The sequence below is a fragment of the Dactylosporangium sp. CA-052675 genome, assembly GCF_050947935.1.
In the GTDB taxonomy this organism is placed as follows: domain Bacteria; phylum Actinomycetota; class Actinomycetes; order Mycobacteriales; family Micromonosporaceae; genus Dactylosporangium.
In genome coordinates, this window is the sequence record NZ_CP192010.1 from 4306775 (window position 1) to 4333073 (window position 26299).

Below are 26299 nucleotides of genomic sequence, written 5' to 3' on the forward strand. Positions count from 1 at the left end.
ATCAGGCCGTCGCCTCCAGGTCGGCCGCGGCCCGCGCGGTCGCCGGATGCCCGCGGCTGAGCACCCGCCGCCGGGCGGCCAGCACCTCCTCCAGCCCGGCGCGCGCCGCGGCGGCGTCGCCGAGATCCCGCCGGGTCAGCGCCAGGCGGTGCCGCGAGACCAGCGTCGCCGGGTGCTCCGGCCCCAGCGTCCGCGCCCGCCGGGCGAGCACCTCCCGGGTCAGGGCCTCGGCCTCGGCGGCGCGCCCGAGCCCGTGGCGGACGTCGGCGAGGCCCTGCAACGCGTTGAGGGTCCGCGGATGGTCCTCGCCGAGGACGCGGCCGCTGGTCGCCGCGAGCGCCGCGAACTCGGCCTCGGCCGCGGCCAGCTCGCCGCGGTCGCGGCGCAGCCGGGCCAGGTGGAACAGCGTGACGAGCGACGCCGGGTGATCCGCCCCCAGCCGCCGGCGCCGGGCCTGCAGGACGTGCCCGAGCACCTGTTCGGCCGCGTCGAGCCGGCCCTGGGCCCGCATGACGTCGCCGACGTTGTTGAGGCTCGTGAGCGTGTCGAGGTGCTCCTCGCCGAGGACCCGGCGGCGCTGCTCGAGCACCTCCCGGAAGACCCGCTCGGCGTCGGCGAGCTGCCCGTCGTCGCGCAGGACCCGGCCGAGATAGTGCGCGGTCGTCATGGTGTCGGGGTGCTCGGGGCCGAGCAGCCGGCGCCGGGCCGCGAGCGTCGCGTGCAGCTCCCGCTTGGCGAGGTTGTACTGGCCGGTGTCGTACATGGACCGGCCGAGCTCGTTGCGCAGCGCGAGCACCGTCGCATCCGTGCGCCCGACGACCGGGCCGGCCTCGGCGATCAGCGCCGCGGCCTGGGCCCGGGCGCGGCGGCTCAGCCCGGCGGCCCGCAGATAGCGCACCGCGAGCAGCGCCGGCTCCAGCACGTCGGGGCCGGTGCCGGGCGGGGCGATCCGGTGGTCGCGGATCAGGTCCAGGGGAGCGCCGCAGTGCTCGGCCAGCGCCGACCAGGTCGACCAGGAGGCCGGGTGCTTCGGGTCGAGGTCCTGCACCGCGGCCCGCAGCAGCGCGACGAGCGCGGCGAGGTAGGTGTCCGGATCGCCGTCGACGTCGTCGTTGCGCCGCGACGCCTCGCGGACCAGCGGATGCATCAGCAGCGTCTCGCCCGCCGGGTCGCCGCCGGGATCGAGGAGTCCGACATCGGCGAGCCCGCGCACGGCCCGCCACAGCCGCCGCGGGGTCAGCCCGGCGAACGGCGCGTGGGCCGCCAGGACGTCGGCGCGCAGCAGGCTCGGGGGCACGGCGGCCGGGCGCAGGCACGACAGCAGCCGCAGCACCGGACGGGCCTGCGGCAGGCCGCGCGCGGCCAGCAGATCCAGCGACAGCTCCCAGGTCCGCCCGACGATCTCGCGAGTGCGGCCGTGCCCGGGACCGGCGACGCCGTCGTCCTCGTCCTCGTCGAGCAGGCGCAGCGGGCCGGCGCGGTCCAGGGCGGCCGCGTAGTCGTCGAACGTCCGCACCTCGCCGCCCCCGGCGAGGCCCGGCGGCATGGTGGCGACCTCGCCCAGGTATCGCCCGGCGATCCCGAGGGCCAGCGGCAGCCCGCCCAGCCGGTGCGCGAGGCGCCGGGCCGCGTCCGCCGGGCCCGCGTCCGGACCGGCCAGCTCCTGCAGCACCTGCCCGCCCAGCGCCGCGTCGAGGGACGGCACCGGATGCAGCTCGAACCACGGCGGGTCGCCGCCGGCCCAGGTGCGCCCGCCGCCGTCGCGGGTGGTGACGACGACCGCGCCGTGGCCGCCGGTGATCGGCCGCAGCCAGCCGTTGCCGTCGGTGACCTCGGCGCCCGGGAGGCTCAGCACCGCCCGCGGATCGTCGACGTCGTCCACGACCAGCAGCCACGGCCGGTCGTGCCCCGCCAGCCGCCGCCACACCTGGTCCGGCAGGCTGCCCACGCGCAGCTCGTCGGGCGTGGCGCCGAGGTCGATGGCGACGGCGTGCATGCCGGTCGTGAACAGCGCCGGGCGCACGGCCGAGACCCACCACACGGTGACGCCACGACGCTCGGCGGCGCGGGCGAGCGCCAGCGCGACGGTGCTCTTGCCCGACCCGCCGAGCCCGTGCAGCACGTGCACCCGCGCGGCCGGGGCGCCGGTGCGCGGCTGGTCGAGATCCCGCTCCAGCCGCGCCAGCAGCGACGCCCGGCCGCGGATGCCCGGCTGCCGGTTCAGCCGCTCCGTCGGCGCGCGGGTCGACACCACGGCCGGCGTGTCCGTCGCGCCGTCGAGCTCGGCGGCGGCCGCAGCGCGCACCGCCGGCGATGGCGCGGACGGCGGCACGGACGGTGCCGCGGATGGAGGCACGGATGGTGGCGCGGCCGGCTTGCCCCGCCGGGCGCGGCGCAGCCCGAGGAGCCACTGCGCGACCACGGCCGGATCGGTGGCGCCGCAGGCCGCGAGGATCCGCTCGAACTGCCCGGCCGGCGATCGGCCCGGCAGGTGCGTGCCGGCGAAGTAGCCGCCCAGGGTGCTCGCCGGGACGCCGCTGCGGGCGGCGACGTCGCGGATGGTCAGGCCGGCCCCGTCGCGCAGGAGGCTCAGCTCGCGGGCGAAGCCGTGCCGGTCAGCGATCCGGTCCGGCCGCGGCTGCGTCGCCGGCGTCTCCTGCGGCACCGGGCACCTCCTGCGCGCTCGTCGGGTGTCTCCGTTGTACCGTGCCGTCGCGGGGCCGGCCAAGGTGCCGAAGCCCGTCGATGGCCGCCGCGACCGAGGCGGCGACGGTCAGCAGCCGCAGCACCCAGCCCGCGCGCCCGTCGGGCAGGTCGAGGCCCTGCAGCACGGCCACCACGACGGCCAGGGCGCGCGCGGCGGCGCGGCCGGCCGTCGCGAGGCGAGAGCGGATCATGGCCACCTCCGGTTCGGCGTCCCCTCCACGATCGGGTGCCCGGCCGTGCGCGGTTGACGGTGCGCGCACAGGTCGGGCAAGGTCGGACAAGGTCGGCCGAAGGCCAGCCGGACTCGTACGGGGAGCGGCCACGGGATGGACGAGCTGCGCAGCTGGTTGGAGCGGGCGGCGGGGAGCGAAGATCCGGATGTCGTACTCGACCCCGCCGCGCTGGCCGTGCTGCGGCGCGCCGCGCTCGGCGTGGACCCGGACGACCTCGACACCGCGCTGCTGATCGGGCTGGGGCACTGGCTGCGGTACCTGCGGCTGCCCGAGGGCGAGGACGAGGCGGACCTGGACCGGGCCGCGCACTGGCTCGGTCTCGTGTTCCCCTGGGCGCCCGACCAGGTGCCGCCGTCGATGCACGAGGGCCTGGCGCGGACCGTACCGCCGGCCGGCACCGACCCCGACGCCTGGAGCGCCGAGGCGGCCCGGCTCCTCACGAGCCGGTGGGGCCGCGCGCCGGCGCTGCTCGAGCGGGCCATCCGGCTCCTGCGCGAGGCGGCGGCGCGGGGCCGCGGCCCCCAGCGGGCCGTCTACCTGGTGAACCTGTGCAGCGCCGAGCAGAACCGGTTCCGGGCCACCGGCGACGTGAGCGCGGTGGACGAGGCCGTCGCGGCCGGGTCGGAGGCGGTGCGGGTCGCCGCCGCCGACATCCTGCCGGCCGCCGAGGGCAATCTCGGGGCGGCGCTGCGGGTGCGGTACGAAACCCTCGGCCGCGACGCCGATCTGACCGCCGCCGTCGAGCACGGCCGGGCCGCCCTCGCCGCCGCGCCGCCGGACGATCCGCGGGACGCGACCTACCGTTCGAGCCTGTCCTGCGCGTTGCAGGCCCGCTACGACCGGTACGGCGACCCGGACGACCTCGGCGAGGCGATCGCGCTCGGCGAGGCGCTGCTGGCCCGGGAGCCGGACGGCAGCCCGACCCGCGCCGGGCACCTGTCCAACCTCGGCAACGGCCTGCGGCAGCGGTACCTGCTCACGGGCGACGCCGACGACCTGCGCCGCTCGATCGAGGCCGGCACCGCGGCCGTGGACGCCGCGCACGGCACCGACCCGGACGCGCCGGCCTACCGCTCCAACCTGTCCTCCGCGCTGCGGGACCGCTTCGACCGCGACCGCGACCCCGCCGACCTCGACACGGCGATCGAGCTGCTCGAGGCGGCGGTCGGGGAAGCGGCGCAGGGCGACCCGAAGCGCCCCGGCTACCTGTCGAACCTGGGCACGATGCGGCGCCACCGGGCCGAGCTCGCCGGCGACGCGTCCGACTACGACGCGGCGGTCGAGGCCACCGCGGCGGCCGTGGACGCGGCGCGCGACGGCGACCCGGACCTGCCGATCATCCTGACCGCGCTGGCCCTGGCGCACAACGCGCGGTTCGCGGCCCGCGGCGACCCGGACGATCTGCGGGACACGGTCGCGGCGGCCGAGCGGGCCACCGCCCTGGCGCCCGAGGGCAGCCCCGACCGGGCGCGGGTCCTGTCGACGCTGAGCAACGCGCTCCGGCTGCGGTTCGAGGTGCTGGGCCGGCGCGCCGACCTCGACGCGGCGGTGGACCTCGCGTCCGCGGCCGTGCGGGCGGCGCCGCCGGGGCATGTGCAGCGCCCGGCCTACCTCGCCCACCTGGCCAACGCGCTGCACGGCCGGTTCGAGGACGCCGGCGCCCTCGCCGACCTCGACCAGGCCGTCGACTACGCCGCGCAGGCCGCCGACGCCGCCGCGCGGACCGGCACCGACGAGGGCCTGCACCGGGCGAACCTGTGCGGGTTCCTCAAGGACCGCTACGACCGCGACGGCCGAATCGTCGACCTCGAGGGGGCGGTGCTCGCCGGCCGGGCCGCGGTCGCGGCGATGGCCGGGCACGCGGAGCGCGCCACCGCGCTGTCGAACCTGAGCAACGCGACGCTCGCGCTGGCCGAGGAGACCGGCGGCGACCCGCGCGCCGGGGTGGACCTGGCGGCCGAGGCGCTGAGCGCGGCCGCCCCCGGCCACCCCGACCGCCCGCGGCTGGCCAACAACCTCGCGGCGGCGACGCTCATGCTGTTCGAGCGCGACGGGCGGCCCGAGGATCTGGACCGGGCCCTCGCGGCGAGCGAGGAGGCGGTCGCCGCCACCCCGCCGGAGAGCGTCTACCGCGCCTCCCGGCTCGGCAACCTCGCGCAGATCCTGGTCCGCACCCACGCCCGCGACGGCTCCGCGGCCACGCTCGATCGCGCGTTCGCCGCCTTCGCGGAGGGCGCGACGGGAGCGTCCGCACCCGCGTTGCGCCGGGCGTTGCAGGGCCGGGCGCTGGCCCGGCTCGCGGGGCGGACCGGACGGTGGGAACGGGCCCGGGACGCCTGGGCGGGCGTGCTGGAGCTGCTGCCCGCGCTCGTCGACCGGGCGCTGTCGCCCGTGGACCGGCGGCGGCACCTGGAGCTGCTCAACGGCCTCGGCCCGGAGGCGGCCGCGGCCGCGATCACCTGCGGCGACCTGCCGGGCGCCTGGGCGGCGCTGGAGGCCGGCCGGGGCGTCCTGCTGGCCCAGGCGCTGCAGACCCGCGCGGACGACGGGCGGCTCGAGCGGCTCCACCCCGACCTGTACGCCGAGCTGGAGCGGCTGCGCTCGGTGCTCCACGCGCCCTCCGGCGACGACAGCGCGCTGCTGCCGGCGCTGGAGGCGGCCCGCCGGGGCGCCGAGCGCCGGGCCGCGGCCGAGCAGTGGACGGCGCTGCTGGAGCGGATCCGCGCTCGGCCGGGGCTGGAGCGGTTCGGCCTCCCGCCGACCTTCGACGAGCTGCGGGCGGCGGCCGAGGGCGGCACCGTCGTGGCGCTCATCGTCACCGCGGCCGGCCTCGTGGCGCTGACCCTGACCGCCGACGGCGCCGGGCGGGTGCCCCTCGACGCGACCGAGGACGAGGTCGTGGCCAACGTCAACGCGCTGCTGGCCGGTGAGTCGGACCCGGACGTGGTCGCGGCCGGTCGGCGGCGCGCGGACGTGCTGGCCTGGCTGCGCTCCGCGATCGGCGAGCCGGTGCTGCGCCACCTCGGGCACACGCACGCCCCGCCGCCCGGCTCGCCCTGGCCCCGGGTGTGGTGGATGCCGACCGGGCCGCTCGCGCTGCTGCCGATCCACGCGGTCGCGCTCGACCACGTCGTGTCGTCCTACACGCCCACCGTGGCGACGCTGCGCCACCAGCGCGCCCGGCCCGGGTCCGGCCCGGTCCGGCGGGCGGTGGCCGTCGGGGTCGGCGAAGCGGCCGGGCTGCCGCGGCTGCGCCGGGCCGCCGCGGAGGCCCGGGACGTGGCGCGGCGGCTCGGGGCCACGCCGCTGATCGACGCGGCGGCGACCCCCTCGGCGGTGCGGGCCGCGCTGCCCGACGCGACGCACGCCCACTTCGCCTGCCACGCCGTCACCGATGCGACCGACCCGGGCCGGGGCCGGCTGGAGGTGCACGCCGGCTCGCTGAGCGTTCCCGACCTCGCGGCGCTCAGCGTCCCGCGCGGCGAACTGGCCTATCTGTCGGCGTGCGCGACCGCGTTCGGCGGCACCGTGCTGCTCGACGAGTCGATCCACGTCGCGTCGGGGCTGCAGCTCGCCGGGTTCCGCCACGTCGTCGGCACGCTGTGGCCGGTGTCGGACGACGCGGCGCCGGGCATCGCCGCCTCGTTCTACGCGGCCGTGGACGCCGGCGCGGACCCGGCGAGCGCGCTGCACGGCGTCGTGCTGGACCTGCGGCGCCGCCACCCGGCGAGCATCGCGCTGTGGGCGTCGCACGTCCACTTCGGACCCTGACTTGGACCTGAGCGCGGGTCAGGGGCCGAGGTGCACGAGGCCGGCCCAGAGCATCGGGCTGCGGGGGTACCGGTCCCGGTGCTCGCGCGCGGCCGCGTTCACCGCCTCCGCCGGCGCGGTGCCGGCCCCGAGCCGCTCGTAGACGTCGGCGGCGAGGTCGTGCGCCGCGTCGTCGCCGACCCGCCACAGGGTGCCGACCACGTGCCGGAACCCGGTCAGCTGGAAGATCGAGGAGATGTGCAGGGCCTCGTCGGCCAGCAGGCCTCCGGCGAGCGCGGTCGTGCAGGCGGACAGGTACGCGAGCCGGCGCGGCCGGGTCGGCAGGGCGCCGATGTCGCGGACCCGCAGCGGCCGGTCGGCGAGCAGCAGCGCGCTCGCCGCCGGGTCCGCCGCGTCCGTCACGGCGTGACAGGCGAAGTGGGCCCAGTCGGCGTCGCGCAGCCGCTGCAGCACCGCGTCGCGGCCGGCGTCCGCGAGGACGTCATCGGTGCCGAGCCGCCCGGCGACGACCCGGCCCTCGTCGGCGGCCCGGCGCAGCGGCGGCAGGTCGCCGGTGTGCGGCACGGCCACCACGAGCGGGGCCACGGCGCTCGCCGGGTCGGTCCCGGCCGCCCCGGCATCGCGCGCGTGCAGGAGGGAGCGCAGGGTCGCGGTGTAGGTGGAGACCGTCCGGTCGAGCAGCCCGGGCCCGCCGTCGTCCGGCGCGGCGGCGTGCAGCGGCAGCACGCCCAGCGCCCCGGTCGGCAGCCAGCACACCCGGGCCCCCGGCGGCGGGTTCAGCCGGGCGAGGACCGGGGCGGCGATGCGCTCCCACAGCCGGCCGAGCACGCGCCGCAGGGTCGGGTTGCTGTCCCAGTCGTTGGCCTCGGTCGCGGCCAGCAGGGCGGCGGCATCCGCGGTCACGTCCCCGGGGCGCAGGCCGGGCAGCGGGACCGGCTCCACCCCGCCCGGCCGCAGGATCAGGGCGTCGCAGCGGTACCGCGACACGTTGACGACCACCACCGTCCCGCTCGCCGCCGCCGCGAGCAGGTCCTCCGGGTCCGGGTCGCGGAGCAGGCCCAGCGCGCGGATCCGCGCGACGACGTCGTCGAACCTCGCGGCCGCGTCCCGGCGCCGCCCGGCCGCCGCGGCGACGGTGACCGGGTCCGCCACCAGCGCCTCGGTCGGGGTGGTGTCGGCGTTGAGCACCGCGCAGACCTCGTCGAACGCGTCGGCGAGGGCGGGGTCGGCCCGGCGCAGCTCGCCGAGGTCGCGGCGCTGCTCGGCGGCCTGCCCCAGCACGACGCCCCGGGCCCGTTCGAGCACGGCGACCGCGCGCAGCGGATCACCCCGGTGCAGCGCCACCGCGGCGGCGTCGGGGCCGAGCCCGCCCAACCGCGCCAGGTGCGCGTGCCGGCTGTCCCAGCCCAGCTGCCGCCCGGCCAGGATCGGCAGCAGGTCGAGCGCGACGGCGTACGCGGCGTCCGCGGCCGCCCAGCGCCCGGCGGCGGCCTCCAGCTCGGCCTCGTTCATGGCGGCGGCGGCGCGGATGACCGGCATCGTCCCCGGCTGCCCCGCGCAGCGGCGGAAGGCCTCCGCCGCGGCGGCCCGGTCCCGCTCCGCGTCCGCCGGCGGCGCCCCGGGGAGCGTGGCGCGGGCGCGCAGGGCGGCCCCGAGGTTGAACAGCAGACCGCCGGCGGCCGGGTCGTCGGCCACCGCCGCACCCGCCGCCGCCACCGCGGCCTCGAGGTCCTCCGCGGCGCCGAGCAGGGCGTGCCGGCGCAGCAGCGGCACGACGAGGTTGGAGAGGTAGCCGGGCCGGTCCGGGTGGTCGTCGGGGGTGTCGAGCACGGCCCGCCGGTCGCGGTCGATGGCCGCCTCGAGGTCGTCGCGCGCGCCGGATGCCTCGAACCGCCGGAACCGCATGAGGCCGGCGTTCGCGAGGTGCATGGGGCGGCCCGGGTGGTCGTCGGCGGTGGCCGCGACCGCCTGCTCGGCCGTGACGATGGCCTCGTCGATGTCCTCGTCGCGGCGGCCGGCCTCGAACCGGCGCAGCAGCCCGGTGGCCAGCGCCGCGAGCCGGCGCGGCCGCAGCGCGTCGCCCGCCGGGGTGGCGGCGAGCGCGGCCCGGGCCTGCAGGACGGACTCGTCGAGGTCGGCGAGGTCGCCGGTGCGCTCGTGGCGGACCCGCAGCGCGTTGGACAGGTTGGCCAGCATCCGGGCGTGCATCCGGTCGCCGGGCCGGGTCGTCGCCGCCGCCCGCCGCCCGGCGTCCACGGCGTCGTCGAGGTCGGCGGCGGAGCCCGTGTGACCGGCGAGGCGCAGCAGCGCCAGGCCCAGCGTCGACAGCCGGCGCGCCCGGGCCGGGTCGTCCTCGGCGGTGGCGTCGACCGCCGCGCGCCCGGCCCGCACCGCGGCCTCCAGGTCGTCGTGGCGGCCGTGGCGGTCGTAGCGGGTGCGGTACGCCGCGCACAGGTCGGCCAGCGCCCGGCCCCGCTCGGCGGCGTTGCCGCGCGCGGCCTCGACGGCGGCCTCGCCGGACGCGATGGCGGCGTCGAGATCCGCCTCGTCGCCCCGCCGCTCGTACCGGTGCCGCAGCGACGACGCGAGCCCGGAGTGCAGCGCGGCCACCTGGTCGGGCGCCGGTGCCGCAGCGAGGGCCGAGCGCCGCAGGTCCACGGCGGCGTCGAGGTCGGCGGGCGTGTCGCGGCTCTCGGCGCGCGCCGCGTGCGCCGAGGCGAGGTTGGCCAGGGCGGCGACCCGGACCGGTCCCGCCGGCGGCGCGGCGGCCGCGGCGGTCGTCCCGGCGTCGATCATCGCGTCGAGGTCGGCCCCGTCGCCGCCGGTCTCGAACCGGGCCTGCAGCGCGGCGACGAGATTGGTGGCGGCGGACGCCCGGGCGGGATGGCCCGGCGGCAGTTGCTCCAGGACGGCCCGCAGCAGCGGCAGCGCCCGGTCGAGATCGCCCAGGTCGCCGCGGCGGCGGAAGCGCAGCACCAGCGCCGCGCCGAGCGTGGAGCGCACGGCCGGGCCGTCCGGGTGGGCGTCGGGCAGTCCGGCCGCCGCCTCGCCGGCCTCGGCGACGACGCGCTCGAGGTCCTCGGGATCGCCCTCGCGCTGGTACCGCAGCCGGAACAGCCCGCTCGCGGTGAGCCGCAGCCGGCGCCGCTCGTCCGGGTCGCGCACGACGGCGAGCTGGTCGCGCGCCGCGGCGACGGCCTCGGCGAGGACGGCCGGGTCGCGGCCGTGCTCGGCGGCGGTGCGCAGCACGCCCAGCGCGGCGCCGCGAAGCGCCTCGCGCAGCGGATGCCCGTCGAGGTCCGGCCCGGCCCGGCGCACGAGCTCGACGGCGCGCGCGAGATCGTCCCGCGCGGCGCCGTGGCCGAACCGGACCCGCAGCGCGACGGCGAGGTTGACCAGCAGCGCCACGGCGTTGCGATCGCCGGGCGGGGCGGCCCGCACCGCCTCCTCCTGCAGCGCGATGCACTCGTCCAGCAGGGCCGGGTCGCCCTCGCGGTCGAACCGGGTGCGGAGCACGATCGCGAGGTTGGACAGGTAGTCGCCGCGGCCGGGGTCGTCGGCGGGGCAGTCCGCGACCACCCGGCGGGCCACCTTCTCGGCGTGGGCCAGCTCGGCGGGGTCGCCGCTGCGGGCGTAGCGGGCCAGCAGCCGGCGGGCGTACTCGGTGCGGGCCTCGGCGGGCGGCAGGGCGCTCACAGGCCGCTCATCGGAGCCCGTCATCGGAACTCGCGCCGCATGCCGCCCGGGCGCAGGGCGCAGTATGGCGGAGGGTCACCAGGCCGGCCGGGCCGCACCACGCGGTCGCAGGGCCGGCGCATCGGGCAGGCGTAGACGACGTCCGGGGTCGGGTCGTCGCCGGGCCCGCGCAAGGTGATCTCGGGCCCGCCGACCGAGCGGACGAGCTCGAGGTACTCCGCGTGGCGGTCCTCGCCCGCCTCCGCGGCCGCCCGCAGCGCCAGCACCGCGCCGTGCCCGTCGTCCCCGGCGTGCTCCTCGAGGTAGGTCCGCAGCTGACAGAACGACGCGATCCAGGTCCGGCCCGGACTCGTCTGCCTCGGCGTGACCAGGCCGCCGACCGTCGACGTGGTGACGACACAGGGCTCGCCGCTCGTGGCCGCCTCGAGATCGGGGCCCGGGCCCAGGTGCACCGCGGTCGCGCGGCCGGCGAGCCGGAGCAGCCACAGCTTCGCGTCGGCGGGCGTGGTGGCCCGGGCGAGCAGGATCAGCGCGGCGGCGGCCAGCGACAGCGGCCACTGCGCGCGCCACTCGGGCAGCAGCCCGGCCCGGTTGGCGAAGCGCTCACCGGCGTCGCGGACGCGGGCGACGAGATCCGGCAGCCAGCCCGGCAGTATCAGCCCGTGCCCGGTGCCGGGGTCGGCGACGACCTCGATCAGCGAGCCGCGCTGCGCGGCCGGCAGGTCCGGCAGGGTGCGCACGATGACGTACAGCAGCAGGCCGGCCGGGTCCCGGGCGAGGGGCCCGGCGGTCTCGTACTTGGCGAGATCGACGAGGCGGAACGGCAGCGGGGACACGGGCTGGGTCATCGGCACCAGGATGTTGCCGGTGTGCAGGTCCCCGTGGCAGCGGCCGAGCAGCGCCCGGATGCGCCGTGCGCCGCCGGGACGGTCGGCGGCCAGCGCGGCGAACGGGTTGGGCAGCACCTCGCGCTCGCCGTCGGCGCGGATCGGCGCGTCGCCGATCCGGGCCGCGAGGGTGTGCAGGGCCTTGCCCGGCCCGGCGCGGCCGAGCAGGTGCCGTTCGACGTATTCGGCCGCGGTCAGCGACGCGACCTCGGCCGCGACCGCCCAGTCGTCGAGCACCGCGCGGGTGACCTCGGCGCAGGCGTCGACGAACGCCGCGGCGTCGCAGCGCACGGGATCGTCGGTGCCGGCGCCGGTCGCGGCGAGGGTGCCGCCGGCCCGCGCGGCGGCCAGCGCCTTCGTCAGCACGTCGAGCTCGTCGAGGCGGCCGCCGTCCGGCTCGTCGCCGCTGCCGGCGATCTCCTGGAACACGAACCACCGGCCGTCGCCGACGGGGACGAGGTCGTCGCCGCGGGGCGCGAGCCGGGCGAGGTGGCGGTCCGCGAACGGCGTCGGCGCCTCGTCCAGGGCCGCCCGCTGCCGCTGGAACTCCGAGGCCGGCCCGTCGGGGAAGGCGTCGAGCTTCAACAGGAGCTTGCGCGTGCGCCGGGCGGCCGCGTCCGTGACGTACACCAGGGCGACGACGGCGCCGGAGCGCCCGTGGGTGAGCGGCCGGTCGAGCTCGTACCGCAGGCCGCGCTGCCGGCCCCAGTCGTGCAGGGCGTTCGCGGCGCTGCCGAGTGTCTCGGCGAGGATCGGATCCAGGACCTCGTCGCCCATGCCCACCTCCGGCCCCCACCGTACCGGGCGCCCGCGGCGGACCATCGACACCTGGGCGGCGCGGCGCTGCGGTCACCGCGCGGCGAACAGCGTGACCAGGCGCGGCGCGTCCAGGAAGGTGACGATGCCCGCGATCGCGTCGTCCGCCACGTCGAGGACCACCAGGGCGAACGGCTCGTGCACGCCGTCCGGGCCGGGGCGGGTCTGCCAGAACGCGGGGGAGCCGTTGGCCCGGACCGGCACCAGGCGGGCGCCGGCGCAGGAGGCCTCCGGGTCCGCCAGGGCCGCTCGGATGTCGGCGCGGCCGCGCAGCCACCACGCGAACGGCGGCATCGACATGGTCGCGTCCTCGCGCAGCAGGGCCACGAGGGCGTCGACGTCGTGGCGTTCGAAGGCGGCGCAGTAGCGGTCGAGCAGATCGCGCTGGGCCGGGTCGGAGGGCCTCCACGGGTCGCCGGGCGCGGGCGGGTGCGCGCGCAGGGTCGCCCGGGCGCGCTGCAGGGCGCTGGTCACCGCCGCGGTGCTCGACCCGAGCAGCGTCGCGACCTCCTCCGCGCTCCAGCACAGCACGTCGCGCAGGATGAGCACGGCCCGCTGGCGGGCGGGCAGCCGCTGCAGCGCCGCCACGAACGCGAGCCGGATCGTCTCGCGCCGCACGGCGGAGTCCTCGGGCAGGGCGCGCGCGTCGGGGATCGGGTGCACCCACCGCGCGTCGGGAAGCGGCGGCCCGAGCGCGTCGCCGAGGCGCGCGTGCGGGCCGAGGTCCATCGCCAGGGCCCGGCGCTGGGCACTGCGCAGCATGTCCACGCAGACGTTGGTGGCGATGCGGTACACCCACGTGCGCAGCGACCCGATCCGCTCGTCGTAGCGATCGGCGGACCGCCACGCCCGCAGGAGGGTCTCCTGCACGGCGTCTTCGGCCTCGAACCCGGAGCCGAGCATGCGGTAGCAGTACCCGGTCAGCTCGATGCGAAATTCGTCCAGCCGCACCCGATGAGTCTGCCCCGTCCGGCCCGTATCTTCGACATGGACACTTTCGAAGCGATCGAGTTCCAAGCGATCGAGTATGAGCGCACGGAGCTCGCGGACCTCTACGACGAGCTGACGACCGCGCAGTGGGACGCGCCGACGCTGTGCGCGGGCTGGCGGGTGCGGGAGGTCGTCGCGCACACCACGCAGCCGTTCCGCGCCTCGACGGCCCGGACCGTCGCCGAGCTGGTGCGGTCCGGGTTCAGCTTCAACCGCATGGCCGACCGCACCGCCCGGCGTGACGCCGCCCGGATGAGCCCGGACGAGCTCGCCGCCGCCGTGCGCGACAACGCGCGGCACCCGTGGACCCCGCCCGGCGGCGGGCCGGCCGGCGCGCTGTCGCACGAGGTCATCCACGGCCTCGACATCACCGAGGGGCTGGGGCTGGACCGGCGGGTGCCGCTCGACCGGCTGGCGATCGTGCTGGGCGGCATGAACCCGCGCAGCGTCGCCTTCTTCGGGGTGGACCTCGCGGGCGTACGACTGGAGGCCACCGACCTCGACTGGCACCACGGCACCGGCTCGCCCGTGCGGGGCGCGGCCCAGGACCTGCTGCTGGCGGTCTGCGGGCGGCGGCTCCCGCCCGGGCGGCTGACGGGCGCGGAGGCGGGCCGGTTCACGCGGTAATACCGATGCCGCCGTGGTGCCGATGGGGCACCATGGCGGCATGGACTGGATCGCGACCGTCTCGTTCGAGAACCTCCCGGGCTCGCCCCGGCCGGTCGCGGCGCTGCGGGCCTGACTGCGCGAGCGCGGCATCGACTGGATGCCGTTCGCCGCCGACGAGGTGCTGATCGGGCTCGCCTGCGGCCCCGACGCCTCCGGGAAATGGCACGGCTTCTACGACGTGCGGGTGGACGCGGCGGCGCTGTGGCGGGTGGGGCTGCACCCCGATCAGCCGACGTCCCGGATCGTGGGGCCGTCGCCGCCGGGCTGGTGGCATGCCGAGGCCGAGCGCGTCTGGAACCGCCCGGCCCGGCGTCGCTGACATGTCAGGCCGGGATGCGGTACCACCACGTCTCGAGCTCGTCGTCCAGCGTCTCGAGCTCGTCCTCCGTGGGGCGGAAGCCGTCCGGAAGCTCGAAGGCGTAGGCCCCGGAGCGCTCGACGACCTCTCGCAGACGCCGCACCGCCGGGATCTCCTCGAGGTCCTCCGGGCCGAACGGTGTGCCGCCGACGAGCGTCTGGTGGCCGAGGCCCCACCACATCGCGATGAGCTCGACGTCGCCGTCGCGCTCGGCCGCCTCGGCCACCGTCGCCACGACGTCGATGAGCTCGGCCGGGCGGGGCGGCTGGGCGTCGGCCCCCCGCAGGCGTCCCTCGTCGACCATCCGCCGCCACATGCGGGTGCCGGCCTCGCAGTACAGCCACGGCGGGCGCACGTAGCCGTCCTGCACCCCCTCGTCGGGGTCCTCCTCGTCGTACTCGCCGAGCTCGGTGAACTCGTCGGTGAGGTGCGTGTACTCGGGGAAGCCGTCGAGCGGGAAGCGGTACGTGTGCCCGCAGCGCAGCAGGATGTCCTCGACCCGTCCCATGGTGTGCGAGCAGTCGTGGGTGCGCTGGAACGCGTACAGGGTCGTGCACCAGTCGCGCAGCCGCGGGTGCCGGATCCGGTCCAGGGTGAGGATCGATGTGTGGACCAGGTCCTCGATGTCATGCTCCGACATCGCGCCAGGGTACCGGGCCATGGCTTGTGTGAATGTGTTCGATTGGAACGTAGTTACCGGCCTCTCTTGACGATTGCTGAGCATATTTGTTCAGATGAGTGCACTCTTCACCGCTCCCCAACGTCGAAGGGGCACCCCGCCATGCGAAGACTGGACAGACGACTTGGCCAATTCATGGCCGCCGGCGCCGCCGCGCTCGCGGCCGTGCTCGCCATCCCGGCCGGAGCGGGTGCCGCCCCGCCGCCGGACAACGCACCCGCCTGGCACGTGGGCATCCCGCCGCTCGCGACCAAGTGGACGAGCAAGGTCGGGCCCGACAACGCGCTGCCGGAGTACCCGCGGCCGCAGCTGACCCGGGACAAGTGGCAGAGCCTCAACGGCGTGTGGGAGTTCGCCCGCGCCGACGTGAACCAGGCCGTCCCCACCGGGCAGAGCCTCGGGGAGCGGGTGCTGGTGCCGTACCCGATCGAGTCCGCACTGTCGGGCATCCAGCGGCACGAGGACCGCATGTGGTACCGGCGGACCTTCACGGTGCCCAAGGCCTGGGCCGGGCAGCGGCTCCAGCTGCACTTCGGGGCCGTGGACTACGACGCCAAGGTGTACGTCAACGGCACGCAGGTGGCCACGCACCGGGGCGGGTACGACGGCTTCGACGTCGACGTGACCGACGCGCTGCGGGGCACCGGGCCGCAGGAGCTCATCGTGTGGGCCGAGGACCTCACGGACGCGACCGGCCAGCCCATCGGCAAGCAGCGCCGCAGCTCCGACCACGGGATCTTCTACCAGGGCAGCTCCGGCATCTGGCGCACGGTCTGGATGGAGCCGGTGCCCACCGCCTCCATCAGCGGCCTGTCCACCACGCCCGACGTGGCCGGCGGCGCGCTCAAGCTCACCGCGACGGTCGCGGGCGGGACGAACCTCAAGGTCAAGGCGGTCGCCAAGAACGGCGGCAAGGTCGTCGGCACGGTGACGGGCGCGGCCGGGACCGAGCTGCGGCTGCCGGTACCGAATCCGAAGCTCTGGTCGCCCGACGACCCGTTCCTCTATGACCTGCAGGTCACGCTGCTCGACGGCAACAAGACCGTCGACACCGTCGGCTCCTACTTCGGCATGCGGCAGATCGGCACGGCTCCCGGCGCCGACGGCAAGCCGCGGATCACGCTCAACGGCAAGATCCTGTTCAACCTCGCGAACCTGGACCAGGGTTTCTGGCCCGACGGGCTCTACACCGCGCCGACCGACGCCGCGCTGAAGTGGGACCTCGAGCAGGACAAGGCGATGGGGTTCAACGCGGTGCGCAAGCACATCAAGGTGGAGCCCGACCGCTGGTACTACTGGGCCGACAAGCTCGGCCTCATGGTCTGGCAGGACATGCCGGCCGCGAACACCGGGCCGATCCCGGAGGCGTGGCGCGGGCAGTTCGAGGCGGAGCTGCACGAGATGGTGCGCGAGCACAGCTCGTTCACCTCGATCGTGGCGTGGGTGCCGTTCAACGAGGGCTGGGGCGAGTGGGACCGTGCCGCCACGGGCCGCATCGCCGACGACGTCAAGGCCCAGGACCCGACCCGGCTCGTCGACGCCCACAGCGGCGTGAACTGCTGCAACTCCCACGGCGACTCCGGGCGCGGCGATGTGATCGACTTCCACCAGTACCTCGGGCCGGCCTCGCCGTCGCCGTCGGGCAACCGGGTGGCGATCGACGGTGAGCACGGCGGGTTCGGTCTCAAGACGTCCAACCACATGTGGTTCGGCGACGGGCAGGCCTACGAGATGGAGCCGGACTCGGCCACCCTCACCCGCAAGTACGTCGAGAACCAGCAGGCCGTCATCACCTCGGCCAGGTCGTGCGGGATCAGCGGCTCGATCTACACCCAGATCACCGACGTCGAGGCCGAGCTCAACGGCTTCTTCACCTACGACCGCCAGGTCACCAAGATGGACCTCAAGCAGGTCAAGGCCATCAACCAGAAGATCATCAAGCAGGCCGACGGCTCGGCGGCGAACCTCCCGCAGCCGCCGCCCGGCACCCCCGGCCTCACCGGCGTCGTGTTCTACCCGCTGGACGAGACGGGCGGGACGGTCGCGGCCGACGCCGCCGGCGACAACGACGCCACGCTCGTCGGCGGGGCCGCGTTCGTCACCGGCCACAACGGCAACGGGGTGTCGCTCAACGGCTCGAACCAGTACCTCGACGCCGGCAAGCCGCTGCTGAACACCGCCTCGGACTACTCCGCGGCGGCGTGGGTCAAGCTCGACAAGGCCGACGGCGCCTTCCAGACGGTCGTCAGCCAGGACGGGCCCTCGAACAGCGACTTCTACCTGCAGTACTCCGGCGCGGACCAGCGCTTCGCGATGAGCTTCGCGGGTGTGCGGGCCCTCGCGCCGGTGAAGCCGACCGTGGGCCAGTGGTACCACCTGGTGGGCGTGCGCGACACGGTGAAGGGTGAGCTGCGCCTGTACGTCGACGGCGAGCTGGCCGGGACCGCGAGCGCCTGCCTGCCCCAGGCCGGCCCGACGGGCAACACCGTGATCGGGCGCGGCAAGTTCGGCGGCAACGCGGTGGACTACCTCGACGGCACCGTCGACCAGGTCCACCTGTACGACCGCGCGCTGAGCGCGGACGAGATCCGGCAGCTGTTCACCTCCGGCAGCTGACGACCACAACGGCGGCGGGGGCTCCCGGACGGAGTCCCCGCCGCGCGGTGTGGTCAGCCGCGACGTCCGGCGAGAACCCGCCTGAACATCGCCAGGTAGCTGCCGTGGGCCAGGGACAGCGCCTCCAGCGCGTCTTCGGTGAACCAGGCAATCGCGTCGTGCTCGTGCGGTGCGACGTTGGCCGGAGCGCCCGTCCAGGCTTCGACCAGCCAGATCCGCATGTCGAACGTGTCGCCGTGAACCTCGTGCACGGGCGGGCCCGCGGGCACCGCGATGTCGATGCCGAGCTCTTCGCGCAGCTCCCGGGCGAGTGCCACGCCGGCCGGTTCGCCGGGCTCCACGTGCCCGCCGGGCAGGTCCCAGACGTTCGGAAGCCGCAGGCGCCGGGGCGATCGGTGCACGAGCAGGATTCGGGGCCCCTCGCGCAGCAGCGCCGTGACGATGCGGGCCTTGCCGGCGCCATCCACGGAGATCGACACGAGCGCATTGTGCCATCCGCGGCCCCGGTGCGAACGGACCGGGGCCGCGTGAGACCGCGGCAATCGTCAATGCCTTGATTGACCGGCATCGATAGGGTAAAGGAGCGCGGGGATGGGTGATTCGGGAGTTTTGTCCGGAAATCTGGGACACCGGGATTTCACGCGCTGATTGGCGTGTAGAAATCTCCGGTCTGTCGTGGAGTCAAAACCTCGTCGCCGGGAAGGCGGGTCGGAGCCGCCGGCGACCGGCTCACGCGATGGCGGACGGCGCGAGGCTTATGCGGGGGTTCGGGGGGAGACGAAAGTGTTCCCCGGCAATAGCTGAGCAGCACATCGGTCGCTGTACCGATGTGGGCACGATCCATGCTGTGGTTAGCATCCAGTCTCTCCGATCGAGGGATGGGGCGGATGACCGAGCGGCACATGGTGGCCTTCGACGGTGACGGGGCCGGCGAGGGCGAGCTGTCCTGGGGGCAGCAGGACATCTACCGGGCCATGGTGCGCCAGGAGTCCTGGATTCCGAACGGCGCCTGGGGGCCCCTGCCCGAAGGGACCACCCTCGCCGAGATTCAGCAGCGGCTGCGGTACCTCATGAGCCGTTTCCCCACCGCCCGCACCCGGCTGCGGTTCGGGCCCGACGGGGCGGCCCGGCAGGTGGTGGCGAAGGAGGGCGAGGTCGCGCTCGAGGTCTACGAGGATGCGGACCCGGAGCAGATCCGGCTCAAGCTGCAGAACGACCCGTTCGACTTCGAGCGGGACTGGCCGATTCGCATGGCGGCGGTCCGGCGCGGCGACGAGTACACCCACCTCATCGTGGTCATGTGCCACCTCGTGACCGACGGGTTCGGGGCCGGGGTGCTGCTCGAGGAGCTCGACAAGCGCCCCGAGCTGCCGGTGCCCGACCTGCAGCCGCTGGAGCAGGCCCGCTGGCAGGCCTCCGCGCCCGGGCAGCGGCAGCACGCGATGGCGCTGCGGCACTGGGAGTCGATCCTGCGCGAGATGCCGCTGCGCCGCTACCCCGAATCGCGCGCCCCGCAGTCGCCGCGGCACTGGCGCGGGGAGTTCCAGTCGCCGGCGCTCAGCATGGCGCTGCGCTCGGTCACGGCCCAGACCGGGGTTCCCGCCGCGCCCGTGCTGCTGGCCGTGTTCGCCATCGCGCTGGCTCGGGTCACGGGGCTCAATCCGGTGGTGGTGCGGCCGATGGTGAACAACCGCTTCCGGCCGGGGCTGGACCGGGTGGTGTGCATGCTGGCGCAGTACGGCCTCTGCCGTCTCGACATCGCCGGGCTCACCTTCGCCGAGGCGTTCGAGCGGGCCCGGCGGTCGGCGATGAGCACCTACAAGCATGCGTACTACGACCCGGCCGGGCTCGACGCGCTGGTGGAAACGATCGTCGCCGACCGGCCGGGGCTGCAGCTGCCGTGCTACTTCAACGACCGCCGCGACGACGCCGCGACCGCGGGGGCGCCGGTGCCCAGCGCCGACGACATCGCCCGGGCCCGGGGCGGCGGGGTGTTCACCTGGACCACGCGGCAGGACGTGCCGTTCGAGCCGCTGATCGTGCACCTCGACGAGCTGCCGGGCGCGACGCAGGCGATCGTCTTCTGCGACACCCACGTCATCGCCCCGGACGATGCCGAGGCGCTGCTGCGCGGCCTGGAGGCGGTCGCGGTCGAGGCCGCGCTGGACCCCGGCTCGCCTACCGCGGTGGGGTAGTGGAGAACAGCTCGCACGTCATGTTGTAGTAGCGGTCCGTGCGCCCCAGATGGTGCATCCCCAGCCGCCGGCACACGGCCTGCGATGCGGCGTTCTGCGGATACGTCACGGCCAGGACCTCGTCGAAATACCCCTGGCGCAGCACCAGCCCCGCCGCCTCGGTGGCGTACCCGTGGCCCCAGGCGTCGGGGTGCAGGTGCCAGCCGATCTCCGTCTCGCCGGACGGCCGCAGCGGCAGGTCCGGCCCCGACGCGAGGATGCCGATCAGCAGGAGCGTGCCCAGCGGGGCGTCGTCCTCGCGGCGGCGGATCGACCACACGCCGTGCACGCCGTCGTCGTGGCCGCGCCAGCTCGCGATCGTGGCCCGGGCGTCGTCGAGGTCGGTGAGCAGGCGCGGGGTGGCGCCGAGGTATCGGCGCACCTCCCACCGCGAGCCCATGTCGAGCACGAAGGGCGCGTCGTCGTCGCGCCACTCCCGCAGCCGCAGCCGGTCCGAGGTCAGTTCCCGCATGTCCGGGATGCTACCGACGAGCCGGCGCTGTGTCCGAGGCGGCGGCGTCGAGATACCGCCCCGCGAGGGCACGCAGGAACTCCCGCAGCTCGGGCGGGTCCAGGACGGTGAACGGGACCTCGAACTTGCCGATGTACGTCATGAGGTCGTACAGCGAGTCGGTGCCCGTGGCCAGCTCGCAGGCGTCGTCGCCGAGCGGCGTGATCCGGCCCGACGTCGGCGTGCTGCGCTCGGCGATCACCGCTGCCGGCGCGGCGAAGCGGATCCGCACCCGGTAGCGGAACGGGGCGGCGCTCACGCCTCGCAGCACGTGCGCGGCCGCGTCCCCGCCGGGCGGCTCCCGGGGCAGGAACCGCCGCACCGGCCCGTCGGGCGGCAGCGGGCTGATGCGATCGGCCCGGAACGTGCGCCAGTCGCGGCGGTCGCCGTCCCAGGCGAGCAGGTACCACCGGCGGCCCGTGTAGACCAGCGTGTGCGGCTCGACGTCGCGCACCCCGGCCTCCCCGGTGTGCGAGGCGTAGGAGAACCGCAGCCGCTCGTGCCCGTGCGCGGCCGCGGCGATCCGGGTCAGCGTGTCCAGGTCGACGGTGGGCCCGCCCCCGGCCGCGGAGACGGTGGCGCTCTTCAGCGCGTCGACCCGGGGCCGCAGCCGCTTCGGCAGCGTCCGCTCCAGCTTGGTCAGCGCCCGCAGCGAGGCATCCTCGATCCCGGCGACGCTGCCGGCCGCGGCCGCGCGCAGTCCGACGGCGACCGCCACGGCCTCGTCGTCGTCGAGGACGAGCGGCGGCAGCGCGGTGCCGGAGGCGAGGCGGTACCCGCCGCCGGGGCCGGTCGCCGCGTCCACCTGGTAGCCGAGCTCGCGCAGCCGCTCCACGTCGCTGCGGACCGTGCGGGTGCTCACCTCGAGCCGCCCGGCGAGCTCGGCGCCCGTCCACTCCCGGCGCTGCTGCAGCAGCGACAGGAGCCGGAGCACGCGGACCAACACGCGTCGAGTTTAGGAAGTCATCCTTCCGTAATACCCGGGAGGGTGGGGGCATGAGCTTGAGAGGCATGGCCACCGTCAACTACTTCGCCGCCGACTGGAGCGCCGCCCGCGACTGGTACACGCGGGTCACCGGCGCCGAGCCGTACTTCCTGCGCGAGGGCTACGCCGAGTGGCGCCTCGGCGACCACCGGGCCGAGCTCGGCCTGATCGACGCCCGGTTCCGCGCCCCGGGCACGCCGACCGGCCCCGTGGGTTCCGTGTTGTACTGGCACGTCGACGACGTCCAGGCCGAGCTGGCCCGGCTGCTCGACCTCGGCGCCACCGTGCACGAGCCGCCCCAGGACCGCGGCCACGGCTTCGTGACCGCCACGGTGCTCGACCCCTTCGGCAACCTGCTCGGCATCATGTACAACCCGCACTACCTGGAGATGCTCTCCCCGCCGCGGCGGTAGCCCGTGGTCCCAGGTCAACGTCGATCGCGCAAGGCGTGCCAAGGAGACCATCATGGCGCAGTACGCGGTGCTCATCTACGCGGCGGACTCGGCGACGGACGCGGGCGAGCTGGAGGCGCACGACCGGCACGCGCAGGAACTGCAGGCGTCCGGGGCGCTGAAGGCGGCGTTCGCGCTGGAGCCGAGCGCGACGGCGACCTCGCTGCGCGCCGGCGGGGTGACCGACGGCCCGTTCGTGGACGCGAAGGAGGTCGTCGCCGGCTTCTCCATCCTGGAGGCGCCCGACCTCGACGCGGCTCTGCGCATCGCCGGTGGCAACCCGGTGCCCGGCATGGGCGGCGGCGTCGAGGTGCGCCCGGTCGCGGGCGGCTTCGTCGCGTGACCGCCGCCGAGGCGGTCGCCGGCGCGCACCGTGACGGCCGGGCCCTGGTGCTCGCCGCCACGGTGCGCGTCGTGCGGGATGTGGGCGTCGCCGAGGAGTGCGTGCAGGAGGCGTACGCGGCCGCCCTGGTCGCCTGGCCGGTCGACGGCGTCCCGGCGAACCCGGTCGGCTGGCTGACCACCGCCGCCCGGCGCTCGGCCCGGACGTGCGGCCGGCGCTGACCCTGCGCCTGGTCTGCGGCATCTCGGCCGCCGACGTCGCCCGCGCCTTCCTGGCCCAGCGCCTGTCCGCCCTGACATGATCACGGGGTGACCCCATTCCCACCCCCGACCCGTGTCGCGATCGACCACGACGACTACCACGCGGAGTTCGTCGGTCACACCGCCGACGGCCGCCAGTTCTTCCTCACCACGCCGTTCCGCTTCGCGAGCGACGAAGATCCGGGCGAGGAGTTCGTGGCCCTGTTCCTCTTCGACGCCGCGGGCACCTTCCTGGAGGCCCACATCGACTCCCTGGGCCCGCGAGCCACCCTGGACCGCGCCCACGCCCAGTCCGTGCACGACGCCCGGCTGGCCTCGCTGGGCCCGGTGACGTACGGCCGGATCGAGGTCGCCCCCTTCGGCGTGGACCGCTTCGGTACGACCTTCGGCCTCCTGCTGCGCGAGGACACCGAATTCACGGAGGACGGTGAGGATCCGTGGTGGGTGGAGCTGGAACCCGGCAACTACATGGCGTTCACGTCCCCCTGGGACAGCGGCGAATACGACACCTGACCCACCCCGGTGAACACGCCCGCATCCTGCCGCACCGGCCCCCGGCGTCGGCCGGCGCCGCGGGTCGCTCGTGCCGGAGAGCGCGTGGATCAGCCGGGCGGTGTGGCCCAGGCCGTTGTCAGAGCCTGGACCCCGCGTCTCGCCCGGGAAGTCGCGGCCGAAGCGTGAAGCCGGGGCTGGGTGCCGATCGGCGGCCGAGCATCACGCGGGAAGCGGCGCTTGCGGGCCTCTGCCGGCAGTGGGAGCCGCACCTGCTCATGAGGGGGTTCGGGTGGAGACGGAGTCTCCCCCGGCAGCGAGCGAAGCGAGCCGGCCGGCACTGAGAGCCGGCTAGCGCTGATAGCCGAAGTCGTCGCACGTGCGGCGCTGCTGGATGCAGTTCCTGGTGCGGCTGTTCATCGTCGCGGTGTCCCACACCACGAAGGCGTCGCCGTGCATGGAGGACGCGCTCTTGCCGTCCTTGTCGGAGGCGAGGTAGTAGCCCTCGGGCTGGCCCTTCACGCCGTACTGGATGTCGAACGTGATCGCCGGGATCTTCACCGGGTGGTCGGCCGGGCACGTGTTGTTGTAGCCGTACGCCACGTGGTCCTTGTGGTTCGGGCTGTCCAGGTGTTCGCCGTCCCAGCAGTCCGGGAACTGCAGCATGAAGTGGAACGTCGCGCCGTCGCCGCAGATCGGCCAGTTGCCGTTCGTGCTGCGCGCGATGCCGTCGAGGTCGCCGGGGCCGTAGAAGGCGCAGTAGAACTGGCCCTGGGCGCCTCGCGGGGTGGGGACGCTCTTCTTGGCGTCCCCGGCGATCATGCGCAGGCCCGTCGGCATCGGCATCTGCCCGGCCGACGTGTTCATCATCGAGCGGTAGTACACCCGGAAGCCCGTCGTCTCCACGGGCTTGCCGGTCTTGTTGTCGTACAGCGTCGGCACCCAGTACGCGGAGTGATCCTGCACCGGCTTGCAGGACGTGGCCGTGTACCGCTGCAGGTCCTCGACGGTCGTGGAGGCCTTCGTGGCCGCGTTGCCGATGAACGAGTGCATGTGCGAGGCGCCCGGCAGGCCCGGGAAGACGATCGGGTCGTCGGCGGCCGAGTGGCTGTAGGAGCAGTCGGCCCGGAACTCCGCGAGGTTGCCCACGCCGGCCGGGACCGGGTCCGCCTTCAGCGCCTGGTACGCGTCGGCCTGGGCCTTCCACGCCGCCTTGTCGACCGCCACCCACCCGGTCGCGGGCGCCTTCGGCGTCGTCTTCGCGCTGGCCGGCGGGGCCGGCGAGGCGCCCGCGGAGGACAGCGCGCCGGACGGGTCGGAGGGAGCGGCCGGGGCCGCGGCCGACGCGGGCGCGAGGGCGCTGCCGGCGCCGGCGGACTCGGTGGCCGGCTCGGCGGAGGCCCGGCTCAGGTAGACGACGAGCGCCGCGACGACGATCGCGACGACGGCCAGGACGGCCGCGACACCGCGCCGGCCCCGGAACGCGGCAGAGGACACGCGGCGATGCTAGGTGGCGCCCGGCCGTGTCGAAAGCCTTCTAAAGCTTCCTTAAGGCCCACCACAGGCGCGGCTCTATGATCACTTCGCCGGGGACCCCTGGGCCGCGAACGCCCGCACCGGGGGTGGCCGGTGCGGGCGCCGTGAGCGGCGGTGCCTACTCGGTCGGCGGGTCGGCCAGGGGCCAGCCGCCGGCGGCGAGGTGGGCGGAGACGCGGACGACGTCCTCGGGGGTCGCCGTCTGTAGCACCTCGTCCTTGATCATGGTCTCGATGTCCTCGGGCGTGATCGGGTCGGACGTCGACTGCTCGGCGAGGTCGCGGGCGATCTTGCGGACCTCGTCCTCGGTGAGCTTGCGGCGCAGGATGCCCAGCAGCGCCACGTAGTCCTGGCGCGGCACGCCGGTCGGGTAGCCGGCCCGCAGCCACTCGATGCTGCGGGTCAGGAAGTTGGAGCGGGACTCGCCCACGGATCCCCCTACTTCTTGTCGACGATCGTCGGGTAGATGTGCTCGAAGCTCAGCGCCTTGCCGAAGCCGCTGGCCACGATGAAGGTGATGCCCAGCACGACGCCGAGCAGCACCACGACGAAGCACACCCAGCCCAGGACCGTGCCGGCGGGGTTGGCCTTGGCCGCCGCGGTGCCGTCCGCGTGGACCTCGGCGTCGCCGCCGGCGCCCCAGGCGAGGGAGCGCACGCCGAGCGCGAACAGGGTCGGCAGGCCGGCGCCCAGGATCAGGCCGGCGAGCAGGACGCGCCAGGCGGCCTGAAGGGCGAACTGCAGGTTGTGCGACATCAGCGGACCGCCTCGGCCATCTCGGGAGCGGCAGGCTCCCACTCGTCGTTGACGTTGTTGTGGTCGACCGGCTTCTTGCGGGAGTGCCAGAACATGTACCCGGCGAGGCCGACGAGGATCAGGAACACCACGAGGGCGCCGGCCAGACCGCCGATCAGGTGCCCGATCCACCACATCACGGCGCCGACGATCGCGGCGGCCGGCAGCGTGATCAGCCACGCGAGCACCATGCGGCCGGCCACGGACCAGCGCACCTGCGCGCCGGGCTTGCCGATGCCGGTACCAAGGATGGAGCCCGTCGCCACGTGCGTCGTGGACAGGGCGAACCCGAGGTGGCTGGAGACGAGGATGACCGCGGCCGAGGCCGACTCGGCGGCCATGCCCTGCGGCGGGGCGATCTCCACGAGGCCCTTGCCGAGCGTGCGGATGATCCGCCAGCCGCCGAGGTAGGTGCCCAGCGCGATGGCGAGGGCGCACGCGGCCTTCACCCAGAACGGGATGTTCTTGGTGTCGGTCCAGTCGCCCGTGGCGATGAGCGCGAGCGTGATCACGCCCATCGTCTTCTGGGCGTCGTTCGTACCGTGGGCCAGCGACACCAGCGACGCCGAGCCGATCTGCCCCCAGCGGAAGCCGTTGTCGGTGAACCGCTGCGCGACGCCGATCGTCACCTTGTAGATCAGCCAGGTGCCCACCGCGGCGATCACGCCCGCGATGACCGGCGACAGGACCGCGGGCAGCAGCACCTTGCCGACGAGGCCGTCGAGCTTGGTGCCGTTGCCGTTCCAGTTGACCCCGGCCCAGCCGAGGCCCGCGATGGTGGCGCCGACCAGGCCGCCGAACAGCGCGTGGGAGGAGCTGGAGGGCAGGCCCAGCAGCCAGGTGAGCAGGTTCCAGACGATGCCGCCCACGAGGCCGGCGAGCACGATGAGCAGCAGCGCGGACCCGCCGCCTTCGAGCAGGTTCGCCTTCGGTGTGCCGTCGGAGTTCTGGATCTTCACGACCGCGTTGGTGACAGTGAGCGCGACCTCGACGGAGAGGAAGGCGCCAACGAGGTTCAGGATGCCCGACAGCAGCACCGCCGTCTTGGGCCGGAGAGCTTTGGTCGCGATGGAGGTGGCCATCGCATTGGCGGTGTCGTGGAAGCCGTTGGTGAAGTCGAAACCGAGGGCGGTCACGATCACCAGAACGAGCACCACGGTCGTTTCAGTCACGATCCGATCGTCGCGCCGCTGACCAGGAGGCGACAGTGGGCGGAGGCTCTCCTCCGCAAAGTTCGGCTGCCGTAAACCTGCTGTTCATGTTTCCGTAC

The 26299-nt window shown here is 75.3% G+C and carries 22 protein-coding genes; 9 read left to right on the forward strand and 13 right to left on the reverse strand.

All coding sequences use genetic code 11. The features are described 5' to 3' along the window. Nucleotide 1 precedes the first annotated feature (1 nt). Together ACQP1P_RS19765 and ACQP1P_RS19770 are read right to left on the reverse strand one after the other, a co-directional pair. Complete coding sequence (locus ACQP1P_RS19765) at nt 2–2665, reverse strand: tetratricopeptide repeat protein (protein WP_433088160.1); 2664 nt, start codon at nt 2663–2665, stop codon at nt 2–4. Further along, nucleotides 2616–2897 (reverse strand): hypothetical protein, encoded by a 282-nt coding sequence (locus tag ACQP1P_RS19770; protein ID WP_433088161.1) that lies wholly within the window; start codon nt 2895–2897, stop codon nt 2616–2618. Before ACQP1P_RS19770 ends, ACQP1P_RS19765 begins: the two co-directional genes overlap by 50 nt. A 135-nt stretch (nt 2898–3032) precedes the next feature. On the opposite strand from ACQP1P_RS19770, the gene ACQP1P_RS19775 reads away from it, so the two are divergent. Further along, entirely contained in the window at nt 3033–6710 is a 3678-nt protein-coding gene (locus tag ACQP1P_RS19775) for a CHAT domain-containing protein (RefSeq protein ID WP_433088162.1), read from the forward strand. An 18-nt stretch (nt 6711–6728) separates the two neighbouring features. Here the strand turns inward: ACQP1P_RS19775 and ACQP1P_RS19780 are convergent, their stop codons facing one another. The 3 genes from ACQP1P_RS19780 to ACQP1P_RS19790 form a co-directional block, all read right to left on the reverse strand. Continuing rightward, nucleotides 6729–10406, reverse strand: a complete 3678-nt coding sequence (locus tag ACQP1P_RS19780) for a CHAT domain-containing protein (protein ID WP_433088163.1) — start codon at nt 10404–10406, stop codon at nt 6729–6731. Between the two features lie 20 nt (nt 10407–10426). Further along, the gene (locus ACQP1P_RS19785) at nt 10427–12070 is read right to left on the reverse strand and encodes a hypothetical protein (RefSeq protein WP_433088164.1); all 1644 of its coding nucleotides are present in this window, start codon (nt 12068–12070) and stop codon (nt 10427–10429) included. Between the two features lie 72 nt (nt 12071–12142). Next, on the reverse strand, nt 12143–13060 hold the full coding sequence (locus tag ACQP1P_RS19790) for a sigma-70 family RNA polymerase sigma factor (RefSeq protein ID WP_433088165.1): 918 nt from the start codon (nt 13058–13060) through the stop codon (nt 12143–12145). Between the two features lie 36 nt (nt 13061–13096). On the opposite strand from ACQP1P_RS19790, the gene ACQP1P_RS19795 reads away from it, so the two are divergent. Both ACQP1P_RS19795 and ACQP1P_RS19800 read left to right on the forward strand, forming a co-directional pair. After that, nucleotides 13097–13726, forward strand: coding sequence for a maleylpyruvate isomerase family mycothiol-dependent enzyme (locus ACQP1P_RS19795; protein ID WP_433088166.1), 630 nt, complete (start codon nt 13097–13099; stop codon nt 13724–13726). 139 nt (nt 13727–13865) lie between these two features. Next, a complete protein-coding gene (locus ACQP1P_RS19800) occupies nt 13866–14087 on the forward strand; it encodes a hypothetical protein (RefSeq protein ID WP_433088167.1) in 222 nt (73 codons plus the stop codon). A 4-nt stretch (nt 14088–14091) separates the two neighbouring features. Here ACQP1P_RS19800 and ACQP1P_RS19805 read toward each other — a convergent pair whose 3' ends face one another. Beyond that, nucleotides 14092–14766 (reverse strand): hypothetical protein, encoded by a 675-nt coding sequence (locus ACQP1P_RS19805; protein ID WP_433088168.1) that lies wholly within the window; start codon nt 14764–14766, stop codon nt 14092–14094. A gap of 141 nt (nt 14767–14907) precedes the next feature. Between ACQP1P_RS19805 and ACQP1P_RS19810 the strand changes: the two genes are divergently transcribed. Further along, nucleotides 14908–17421, forward strand: a complete 2514-nt coding sequence (locus tag ACQP1P_RS19810; protein ID WP_433088169.1) for a LamG-like jellyroll fold domain-containing protein — start codon at nt 14908–14910, stop codon at nt 17419–17421. Between the two features lie 53 nt (nt 17422–17474). On the opposite strand, the gene ACQP1P_RS19815 is transcribed toward ACQP1P_RS19810, so the two are convergent. Next, nucleotides 17475–17900 carry an NUDIX domain-containing protein gene (locus ACQP1P_RS19815; RefSeq protein WP_433088170.1) on the reverse strand — a complete coding sequence of 142 codons (426 nt, stop codon included), beginning with the start codon at nt 17898–17900 and terminating at the stop codon, nt 17475–17477. Between the two features lie 408 nt (nt 17901–18308). Between ACQP1P_RS19815 and ACQP1P_RS19820 the strand changes: the two genes are divergently transcribed. Further along, entirely contained in the window at nt 18309–19616 is a 1308-nt protein-coding gene (locus ACQP1P_RS19820; RefSeq protein WP_433088171.1) for a condensation domain-containing protein, read from the forward strand. Here ACQP1P_RS19820 and ACQP1P_RS19825 read toward each other — a convergent pair. Next, a complete protein-coding gene (locus ACQP1P_RS19825; RefSeq protein WP_433088172.1) occupies nt 19600–20127 on the reverse strand; it encodes a GNAT family N-acetyltransferase in 528 nt (175 codons plus the stop codon). The two genes, ACQP1P_RS19820 and ACQP1P_RS19825, sit on opposite strands and share 17 nt — an antisense overlap. Nucleotides 20128–20137: 10 nt before the next feature. Beyond that, entirely contained in the window at nt 20138–21112 is a 975-nt protein-coding gene (locus ACQP1P_RS19830; protein ID WP_433088173.1) for a helix-turn-helix transcriptional regulator, read from the reverse strand. Between the two features lie 50 nt (nt 21113–21162). Here ACQP1P_RS19830 and ACQP1P_RS19835 point away from each other — a divergent pair, with 50 nt between their 5' ends. The 4 genes from ACQP1P_RS19835 (at nt 21163) to ACQP1P_RS19850 (ending at nt 22719) form a co-directional block, all read left to right on the forward strand. Further along, entirely contained in the window at nt 21163–21564 is a 402-nt protein-coding gene (locus ACQP1P_RS19835) for a VOC family protein (protein WP_433088174.1), read from the forward strand. Nucleotides 21565–21616: 52 nt separating this feature from the next. Further along, nucleotides 21617–21946 carry a YciI family protein gene (locus tag ACQP1P_RS19840; RefSeq protein ID WP_433088175.1) on the forward strand — a complete coding sequence of 110 codons (330 nt, stop codon included), beginning with the start codon at nt 21617–21619 and terminating at the stop codon, nt 21944–21946. Further along, nucleotides 21943–22167: a sigma factor gene (locus ACQP1P_RS19845; protein WP_433088176.1), complete on the forward strand. Its 225-nt coding sequence runs from the start codon at nt 21943–21945 to the stop codon at nt 22165–22167. The genes ACQP1P_RS19840 and ACQP1P_RS19845 overlap by 4 nt, the downstream gene beginning before the upstream one ends. 87 nt (nt 22168–22254) lie before the next feature. Then, entirely contained in the window at nt 22255–22719 is a 465-nt protein-coding gene (locus ACQP1P_RS19850; protein WP_433088177.1) for a hypothetical protein, read from the forward strand. 330 nt (nt 22720–23049) lie between these two features. Here the strand turns inward: ACQP1P_RS19850 and ACQP1P_RS19855 are convergent, their stop codons facing one another. From ACQP1P_RS19855 to ACQP1P_RS19870, 4 genes are all read right to left on the reverse strand, one after another. Next, a complete protein-coding gene (locus tag ACQP1P_RS19855; RefSeq protein WP_433088178.1) occupies nt 23050–24195 on the reverse strand; it encodes a DUF1996 domain-containing protein in 1146 nt (381 codons plus the stop codon). A 157-nt stretch (nt 24196–24352) separates the two neighbouring features. Beyond that, entirely contained in the window at nt 24353–24664 is a 312-nt protein-coding gene (locus tag ACQP1P_RS19860; RefSeq protein ID WP_433088179.1) for a DUF3349 domain-containing protein, read from the reverse strand. A gap of 8 nt (nt 24665–24672) precedes the next feature. Beyond that, on the reverse strand, nt 24673–24990 hold the full coding sequence (locus ACQP1P_RS19865; protein WP_433088180.1) for a hypothetical protein: 318 nt from the start codon (nt 24988–24990) through the stop codon (nt 24673–24675). Beyond that, nucleotides 24990–26201 carry an anion permease gene (locus ACQP1P_RS19870; protein WP_433088181.1) on the reverse strand — a complete coding sequence of 404 codons (1212 nt, stop codon included), beginning with the start codon at nt 26199–26201 and terminating at the stop codon, nt 24990–24992. The genes ACQP1P_RS19865 and ACQP1P_RS19870 overlap by 1 nt, the downstream gene beginning before the upstream one ends. Nucleotides 26202–26299: the final 98 nt, after the last annotated feature.